This is a genomic window from Natrinema pallidum DSM 3751 (assembly GCF_000337615.1).
Classification (GTDB): Archaea; Halobacteriota; Halobacteria; order Halobacteriales; family Natrialbaceae; genus Natrinema; species Natrinema pallidum.
Genome location: NZ_AOII01000019.1, coordinates 22,166 through 30,949, shown reverse-complemented (window position 1 = coordinate 30,949; position 8,784 = coordinate 22,166). Strand labels below are relative to the sequence as shown.

The following is an 8,784-nucleotide window of genomic DNA, read 5'->3' as shown; positions in this document are numbered from 1 at the left end:
CCACTGAGAGATATATAAATCAAATAGAGGGTGCTGTTTTCAGCCGTCTCAGTGGCTCAGCCAGGAACTCTATGGGGGTAAACACATGCCACGAATCGAGGAAGTTCGCGCCCGCGATTCGCGATCCGATCGCGACCGAAATCGCGACCGGCGGGGTGATCGCCGACAGCATCGCGAAGTAGAACACGAACATGTGCGTCGCGATCGGTGGTGTTCCGAGTTCGGTGATCGGTTTCGCGACCAGAATGGCCACGAGAATGTACGCGGCGGGCGTTGGCATTCCCAGTCCGAACAGGATACTGGCGATCATCGCGAGGACCAACACGATGACCAAGCCCCCGCCGAAGCCGAGCACACTCACGTCGCCGAGGCTCACGATCGATGTCGCAACGCGGGCCGTCAGTCCCGTCCCCTCGAGCAGTTTGACGATCACGCCCATGGCCGCAAGGACGCCGACCAGCGGTGCCATGTCGATGCCGCCCTGTTTGAACCCATCGACGGTCTGCTTGCTCGTCGCGACGAGGTTCCCAAGCACGTCGTCGCCCCGTACTTCCCGACCGAGGACTTCGGCTGTCACTTCGTCGGAGCCGATGCCGACGACACCGACGACAAAGTTCCGAACGAACATCACGCCGACGATCGCGAAGATCGTATTCATGCCCGCCGACAGCGGTGTGTACCGCAGATACACGAGCGTGTACAGGAGGACGACCATCGGGACCACGAAGTGGCTTCCTTTGAGGAGGAGCCGCCACCTGAACGACGAGAGATCGTTCGAGATCCAGCCGAACTTGAGGATCGTGAAATGAACCGCGAGACAGACGCTGAAGTAGAACAGCGCCGCCGGAATGATCCCCGCCCGAACGATATCCAGATACGGGACCTGAACGATGTCGGCCATCAGGAACGCGGCTACGCCCATCACCGGCGGCAGCATCTGGCCGCCCGCGGAGGCGACCGCCTCGATCGACGCGGCGATATCGTCGCTGACGCCCTGATCTTTGATCATCGGGATCGTGAAGCTCCCGGTCGTCGCAGTGTTTGCCGCCGCACTCCCGGTGATCGAGCCCATGATCATACTCGAGATGACGGCGATCTGGACGACGCCGGTCCGGAGGCTCGTCCCGAGTTCCGTCCCGATCTCACGGACGAACTCCATCAATCCGAACGCCTTCGCGATCCCGGCGAACATGATGAAGATCGCGACCCACGTCGACCCGATACCCATGAGCGTTTCGTGATAGACGCCGCTGATTCCGATTGCGCCGTTTTCGGCGATCTGCTCCCAGCTCTGTCCCGAGTGCTGGAAGACGCCGAACAATCGCGGACCGACCGCAGCATGGGCATACGCGATCGCCGCGACGGCAACGGCCGCGATCACGGTCCCGAACGCCCGCCGAGTGGTATCGATCGCCAGCGCGATCAGGACGACGCCGACGAGGTGGTCGGTGGTGGTATAGCCGAGGATATACGCGTCCTCGTCGAGTCGGGTGAAGTTCGTGTAGACGTGATACATCGTGAGCAACGCCACGACCGCGAGGGCAAGGGCGACGTACGGATCGACCCGCTTCCAGGTCTGCCGCACTCGCTTGAGTCCGTCGCCGATGCTTCCGCCGGTCGTCGAGGATTCCGCTGCGGCGAAACCAACGTCGGCGCTCTCGTTGCGGAACGTTCTGTGAGCGTAGTCGAGGTAGTACAGCGCGATCCCGATGCCGAAGAAGAGGATCATATACCGTGCGTCCCGCTTTACCCATCCTGGTTCTGGAACGAGTCCGCTGAGGGGCCACCCGCCCACGAGGGACACGGCGTACACGACGGTGTATCCCGTCAGGAAGACTCCCAGTGCGTACACGAGCCATCCCAGGGCTGACTCGAGTCGCCCGCGCTCGGAATATGTCTCAGACATCGGTCCCGTTAGTTACCGCCATCGGCGATGAAGAACCACGGCAGATCATAGAAGTGGACGATCTGTGCCATCTCGAAGTCGAGTTCGCTGTAGTTGCCAGCCCCGTCTTGGACCTCCTGTGCCGACCAGTTCTGGATGTACACCATCTCGGCGTCCTCCTGATCGAGCGCACCGAGGTTGGCCTCGGTTCCCTGGCTGGTCTGGGCCTCGACGAACAGGTCGTCAGTCCCGTTGTTGACGGCGCTGGCCATCCCCTGGTTGGCGGTGTATGCCGTTGTCGTCGATGTCGACGTCCGCATCCGGACGTTGGTGTCGCCGGTGGCCCCGCCGCTCGCACTGCCGCCGGCGCGCTCGAACTCGTCGCTCCAGACGCCGATTTCCTCGTAGAAGTCGGCCGCGGCGTCGTGGAAGGGCACATCGTCGTACATGTTCTCGACCCAGAACTCCTCGTCCTCGTAGGTAGCCAGGACGCCGTTGTATTCCGCCAGCTCCTGTTTCTGTTCGTACAGCGTCTCGAGGAACGTATAAACCGTGTCGTACTCGAGGTCGGCCCGGGAGACGAAGTTGTACGCGAAGGTCGGCGCGGGGACCTCGTCGGGTGCGTCGACGTTGTCGATCTGGCCCGTCTCGGCCGGCTGAATCAGCAGCCGGTCGTCGTCGTTCCAGGCCTGTTCGGTCTCCTCAGTCACGTCGAGCACGCGGAGGTTGTCGACCGTACTCGCGATCTGCTGGAGCCAGCTGGGGACGATCGAGAAGTTCATCAGCGTCCCGACGCCGACATCGAGCTGGTTCTCGTTGATCGCGTTGCCCTGTTCGCCGTAGCTCGTACTCACCCGATCGTAGCCATCGGTCGCGTGATCGAGCGCACGCTCGAGTGCCGGAGCGGTTCCCGACCCCGTCGGCGTCGGCGACACCGCCGTATTCTCGCCGATGTCGGAGAGGGTCTTGAAGTTCTTATTGCTGCCGCTCGTTTCACCGCCGATACAGCCGGCGAGTGCCGTTGTGGCTCCACCACCGGCGGCTGCGAGGACTGATCTGCGAGTCATACTCCTGTCGGTGAACTTGTGCCTGTTCGCCATGACACATCCTTTCATAGTTTCGTATTATAATACTTCCGCTATCAGTCGATCCGCCGCCGGCCGAGACACGGGACGGTCAGAACCGAGCCACACCGAACTCTACATGACCGGTCTAGGACGCGGAATGCCCCTCGAGCACTACGTGACAACCGACCACGGATGGCCGCCCAACGCAATCTCGCTGACCAGTCATGTGACAACTAGTATCGCAATACCTATTGTGCCATTCCCATACGTCTAGGTATGCTGGATTTCGTTCAGCTCGAGGCGGACCTTGGCCAAGAAGAGCGGATGATCCGGGATACGGCCCGGGAATTCGTCGAAGAACACGTCAAACCCGATATCGGCGAACACTACGAGCAGGGAACGTTCCCGAAGGACCTCATCCCGAAGATGGGTGAACTCGGCTTTTACGCCCCCAATCTCGAGGGGTACGGTTCGCCGAACGTCTCGGAGACGGCCTACGGGCTCTTGATGCAGGAACTCGAGGCGGGCGATTCGGGGCTGCGATCGATGGCGTCGGTGCAGGGTGCGCTCGTCATGTATCCGATCCACGCCTACGGAAGCGAGGAGCAGAAAGCGGAGTGGCTGCCGGAGATGGGCCGCGGCGAGTCGATCGGCTGTTTCGGCCTGACCGAACCCGAACACGGCTCGAACCCGTCGGCGATGGAGACCCGCGCCGAGCGCGACGGCGATGGCTACGTCTTGAACGGCTCGAAGACGTGGATTACGAACTCGCCGATCGCCGACGTTGCTATCGTCTGGGCCCGCGACAAATCGACCGAAGACGATCCCGTCCGCGGGTTCCTCGTCGAGACCGACCGCGACGGCGTCACGACCAACAAGATCGACGACAAACTCTCGCTGCGGGCCTCGATCACGGGCGAAATCGGGCTGAACGACGTCCACGTGCCCGAGGAGAACGTCCTCCCGGGCGTCGAGGGGATGAAGGGGCCGCTGTCCTGTCTCACGCAGGCCCGCTACGGCATCGCCTGGGGCGCTGTCGGTGCCGCCCGGGACTGCTTCGAGGAGGCCCGCCAGTACGCGAAAGACCGCGACCAGTTCGGCGGTCCGATCGGTCGGTTCCAGCTCCAACAGCGCAAACTCGCCGAGATGGGGACCCAGATCACGCTGGCGCAACTGCTGGCCCACCGACTCGCCGAACTCAAAGAGCGCGGTGAGATGCGACCACAGCACGTTTCGATGTCGAAGCGAAACAACGTGCGGATGGCCCGGGACCAGGCCCGGATCGCCCGGGAAATGCTCGGCGGGAACGGTATCACGACGGACTACTCGCCGATGCGGCACATGTCCAACATGGAAACGGTCTACACCTACGAGGGCACCCACGACATTCACACGCTCGTTCTCGGCGAGGAGTTCACCGGTATCCCCGCCTACCAGTAACCACCGACCGTTCGAACCCGTTTTCCGCTTCTCGACCGCGTTCGTCTTCCGCATTCAGCGCCCAGCACGTCCGCTCGCCCCACCCGGTCGAGTCGAATCCGGAACGCCCGTTCCGCTCGGCGGCATTCGAATCCCAGTCTCCGGAACATTGATTGCGACGTGCGAATAGTATCGCGTATGGGAACGGACGGGGACGAGACCGGCGGAGCGGGCGTCTCGACGACGCGGAAAACGTTTGCACTCCTCGAGGCGCTCAAAGACGCGGAAGGCGTCACGATCGCGGACCTTACTGAACGGACGGACCTCCCGAAGAGTACCGTCTACCGTCACCTCCAGACGCTGACCGATCTGGGCTACGTGATCGAGCGCGACGGGGCGTACTACGTCGGCTTCCGCTTCGTCGAACTCGGCGAGCAAGCCCGTTCCCGGAAGGTGGGATACACGGCGGCCAAGCGGGCCGTGTTCGAACTCGGTCAGGAGACTGACGAGCGCGCGGTATTCATCGTCGAGGAGGCCAGCGAGGCCGTCTACGTCCATCGTTACGGCAGCCTCTCGAACACGATGATCGGGCACCGGCGGCCGCTGCACTCGATGGCGTCGGGCAAAGTCATTCTCGCGGAGTGGGACGACGCCGCGGTCGCCGACTACATCGACGACATCGGCCTCGAGACGATTACGCCGAACACGATCACTGATCCCGACGCGCTGTTCGACGAACTCGAGCGAATCCGCGATCAGGGATACGGGGTGAACAATCAGGAACACATGGAGGGGCTTCGCGGGGTCGCCGTCCCGGTCTATACGCCCGACGACGATTTCCTCGGGTCACTGGCCGTCTTCGGACCGACCAGTCGGTTCACCGACGATTACGTTCACGACGAGCTTCCGACGCGGCTTCGGAACAAAGCCGGCGAGATCAAGGTGACGCTCGCCTACGGCTAACCGGCCCACGAGTATCGGTTGCGGCCATCCTCGTCCCGCCGAGCGTTTCACCGACTGAAACGCGGATGGCGACAATCGATCCTCCGTTCAGGATACGAACGAGTCGTTTCGCATGTCGGGATAGCGTTTCGTCAACATGATCTCGACCGCGCGTAACGGCGCAGTCGGTTACGAGCCAACGGCCTATCCGCCAGTCGATATCCGTGCACAACTGCCCGTCTGCAGTGTGTCCGAGACCTCCCTCGAGAATCAGCCGTTGTTCTCCGACCAGCGTCTCGCTCCGATGGCAGAACAACAACGCACCACGAAATGTCGAGATTCGATACATTACCCGGGGTGTATTTCGGCAAACGAACCACTCGGCTATCCGGACTCGTACTCTCGCCCGAGGGTTTATCAGTCAACCCGCGGCCAACGGTGGTATGTCGGATCACACCCGACGATCGCGACGGACAGTTCTCCGAACAGTCGGTGCCCTGAGTACGGGAGCGGTCGCCGCAGTGACGACTGCCGGTGCGACGACCGGAACGTCCATCGATCGGCCCGATCATGCGCCGACCTCGAGACGTGGACAACAACGCACCCGAGGGTCGTCGTCGGCCGATGGCGAGCTCGACGATCTCCTCGACGGCACCGATCTGTACATCGGCGTCGTCGACCGCATCGTTGATGGGGAACACGTCGTCCTCCTGTTGGAGGACGGCGAGTCGGTTGTCGATCAACTCGTGTTACCGGTCGACCGCTTCGCCACTATCGCGCCGGACGACATCCTGCTGGCCGCCGCTACGGACGGCGAATTGCATGCGTACCGACGCGTTCCATCGAAACCGAACGGGTGTCCCGATCCCGATTTCCCACGGCTCCCGTCCGACGGGTGAGACGACTACCCCTCGACTATCGTCACAACTGAACCGATTCACACCTATCGCACAGCCGTCGTGCGATCGGGTGTGCTGGCGTTCAGTGGCTACTATAGCCGGCCATCACGGTGCGTCTGCCCTCTCTCGAGCCCGTTCACTCCCGGTCGTGTCTCGCCGCTATCGATGGGTATGTACCAATTACACTGGCCGGAACCAGCAAGTGCAACGCGTAATACTCGGAGTCGCCTGGGTCGAACCACGATGACGGAACCGTCCCCGCTCGAGTTCGGGTTCGATCGGCCGGGTCCCGCCAGCCTCCGCGCCGCGTTTTTTGGCGTCTGGTTCGTCGATCTCGTCGCGACGATCCTGTTCTTTACCGTCCCATATGCGTACGAACTGAATCCCATAACGGTTTTCCTGTATGATCTCGTCGGGATCGTCGGCGTCGTTGTCGCCGCTCTCATCTACGCCGGATTCGTGATCGGTATCGGTCACGTTCTCTCGAAACCGTTCGATGTCGGGTTTGTACTGTCTGCCGTGGTCCTGTACACCCTCTTCGCGAGCAACAACGTCGTACTCCTGGTCTTTCGCGAGCCGTTGCTCGCCCCGGTCGTGCCGTGATCGAAACGGCGTTCGCTTCGGCCCGCTCGGTCGCGTCGCGGCCCGAAGCGAACGGTCCGCGAGCGGGTAGCCACGACCGCATCGGTGGTGCTCGTCGCCGGTTCGTCGACGGACGACGGGCCGCGGGGCTGACGCGGTATCGACCGCGACCGTCGCCGCGACTCGATGCCAGGAACTTTACAACGATATATTTGTAATTGGCAGCTCGTCCGACCCAATCGATACGCCTCCGATCGTTCCCGAGTGGGAGTCGTGGGTATCGGGCATCGCCGAATCCCGCTCCGCTGTGTACCGCCACCATGACCCTCGCCCGGTTCAATATCCAATCTGATACTTATCTAGTAGAATACTAGAGTAGCAACCGTACCTATTTGGATACGTACGAATACGGACCGAATACGTTCTGTCTACTGTCCTGTCCCACTATTGTTTCGAATCGGTCGGTACAGGTCCTTGTGAGTCGATACTCGTCAGACCTATCCGAGACGGAGCACTAAAACCGAATCGATCTCTTCACTCGACCCACCAGGTGATTGGACGACTCGAGCGACGGAGCGACCGCTACCGTAGGGATTGATTCCTGCGGCTTGGACATCGTTGGCAGTCAGCGACTGATCGCCTCGAAGTGCTGTCCCATCTATGTGTCTTTCTCTATAACATTCTGTAGTTCTGTGAACTGATGTATTGTCCTGCTAGCGGCTGCGATTAGCTTCCGACGGATGCAACTGCGGTCCGCTCCCGGTCGTCCGGTCGTAGCGGCCTTCGAACGGTCACCGGTGGTACTTCCCACACGAGTGGTGAATGTCCCGTCGCTCGAGTCCGTGTCTCTCCCGCGGACTGCGAGGCCATCGAGCGCCTGGCTGCTCGCGGATTCTCCGATTTTCGCCAGTTGTGAGCGTCAGGAGTTGGGTTTCGGTTCGATGAAGACGACAGCCCCCGCAGTCGCACGGCGGTGCCGCTCACGAGTTCCTGACGAGACGTGGGCCAACTCGGATTTGAACCACGGGAAGGCGTTCCGGACCGCTCGCTTCGTTTGCTCCCGGACTGTGACTCCCATGATTCAAACCCGAGTAGGGGTCCGTATTTGCGGCTCGCGAGGTCGCCCGCCGAAAAAGTATGGGCCAACTCGGATTTGAACCGAGAGCCTCCACCTTATCAGAGTGGCGCTCAACCTAATTGAGCTATTGGCCCGCGTCGTCGCCTTCTTCGCACTCAGTAGTTGCTCGGTGGGACGTTTAAGCGTTTCTTTCTCCGGGACCCGTGAGAATCGCTACCGAGCGAGGGGATCGTCGTCCCGCTCGTCGTCCGCGTCGTCGGCGTGCTCGTCGCCGAAGTCGATCGTATACGAGTCGTCGTTTTCGTCGACGGTGTAGGCGTCGTCGCCGAGATCGTACGTTCCGCTGTTGGTCGATTCGGTGGCGTTGCCCGCCGTTTCGTCGTCCGGAAAGCCGAACGTCCAGACGGTGCCGCTGGCGAACCCGCCGGTTTTCTTGTCCGCGTAGGGGACGATCACGAAGCGCTTGAGGGCGGCCCGGATCGGAATCCGTGTCAGCGGAACGGCGAGCAGGAAGCCGATGACGTCGGTCACCAGCCCGGGAGTCAACAGGAACGCTCCGGCGGCGATCAGCAGGCCCCCGTCGAGCAGTTCGTTGGTCGGCGGCTGCCCCGCGGCCATCGTCCGTTGCATCTTCCGGATCGTTCGCCGCCCTTCCGCACGAACGAGGAGCATCCCGACGAGTCCCGTCAGCACGACGAGCAGGACCATCCCGACCCAACTGATGAATCCGAACTGGGTGACGATCACCGCGAGCAAGACGGCGTCGAGAAACGGGATGAGCAACAGCGCGAAGATCCACCGGAGCATACTCCGATATAGCCACCGAAGGGTGAAAATCCTTTACTCTCGTGCCACGAACGGAATCGCCGCCGCTCGCGGCCCGCTCGATGGGTTGCGAGCGAACGAAGGGCT

At 61.8% G+C, this 8,784-nt stretch carries 8 protein-coding genes and 1 tRNA gene; 4 read left to right on the top strand and 5 right to left on the bottom strand.

Features of this window, described 5'->3' with window-relative positions; all coding sequences use genetic code 11:
* Nucleotides 1-19: 19 nt before the first annotated feature.
* Together C487_RS01705 and C487_RS01700 are read right to left on the bottom strand one after the other, a co-directional pair.
* Complete coding sequence (locus C487_RS01705) at nt 20-1,906, bottom strand: TRAP transporter permease (protein WP_241431049.1); 1,887 nt, start codon at nt 1,904-1,906, stop codon at nt 20-22.
* An 8-nt stretch (nt 1,907-1,914) separates the two neighbouring features.
* Nucleotides 1,915-2,952 carry a TAXI family TRAP transporter solute-binding subunit gene (locus tag C487_RS01700; RefSeq protein ID WP_049907781.1) on the bottom strand — a complete coding sequence of 346 codons (1,038 nt, stop codon included), beginning with the start codon at nt 2,950-2,952 and terminating at the stop codon, nt 1,915-1,917.
* Between the two features lie 276 nt (nt 2,953-3,228).
* Between C487_RS01700 and C487_RS01695 the strand changes: the two genes are divergently transcribed.
* From C487_RS01695 to C487_RS01680, 4 genes are all read left to right on the top strand, one after another.
* Entirely contained in the window at nt 3,229-4,392 is a 1,164-nt protein-coding gene (locus C487_RS01695; RefSeq protein WP_006183938.1) for an acyl-CoA dehydrogenase family protein, read from the top strand.
* Nucleotides 4,393-4,569: 177 nt separating this feature from the next.
* Nucleotides 4,570-5,334 (top strand): IclR family transcriptional regulator, encoded by a 765-nt coding sequence (locus tag C487_RS01690; RefSeq protein ID WP_006183937.1) that lies wholly within the window; start codon nt 4,570-4,572, stop codon nt 5,332-5,334.
* 422 nt (nt 5,335-5,756) lie between these two features.
* Entirely contained in the window at nt 5,757-6,212 is a 456-nt protein-coding gene (locus C487_RS20600) for a hypothetical protein (protein WP_006183936.1), read from the top strand.
* 243 nt (nt 6,213-6,455) lie between these two features.
* A complete protein-coding gene (locus C487_RS01680; RefSeq protein ID WP_006183935.1) occupies nt 6,456-6,815 on the top strand; it encodes a hypothetical protein in 360 nt (119 codons plus the stop codon).
* An 898-nt stretch (nt 6,816-7,713) separates the two neighbouring features.
* Here C487_RS01680 and C487_RS20595 read toward each other — a convergent pair.
* The 3 genes from C487_RS20595 to C487_RS01670 form a co-directional block, all read right to left on the bottom strand.
* Nucleotides 7,714-7,872, bottom strand: coding sequence for a hypothetical protein (locus C487_RS20595; protein ID WP_161605703.1), 159 nt, complete (start codon nt 7,870-7,872; stop codon nt 7,714-7,716).
* Between the two features lie 60 nt (nt 7,873-7,932).
* Nucleotides 7,933-8,006, bottom strand: a tRNA-Ile gene (locus C487_RS01675).
* 79 nt (nt 8,007-8,085) lie between these two features.
* Nucleotides 8,086-8,679, bottom strand: coding sequence for an FxsA family protein (locus C487_RS01670; protein ID WP_006183934.1), 594 nt, complete (start codon nt 8,677-8,679; stop codon nt 8,086-8,088).
* Between the last annotated feature and the right edge of the window lie 105 nt (nt 8,680-8,784).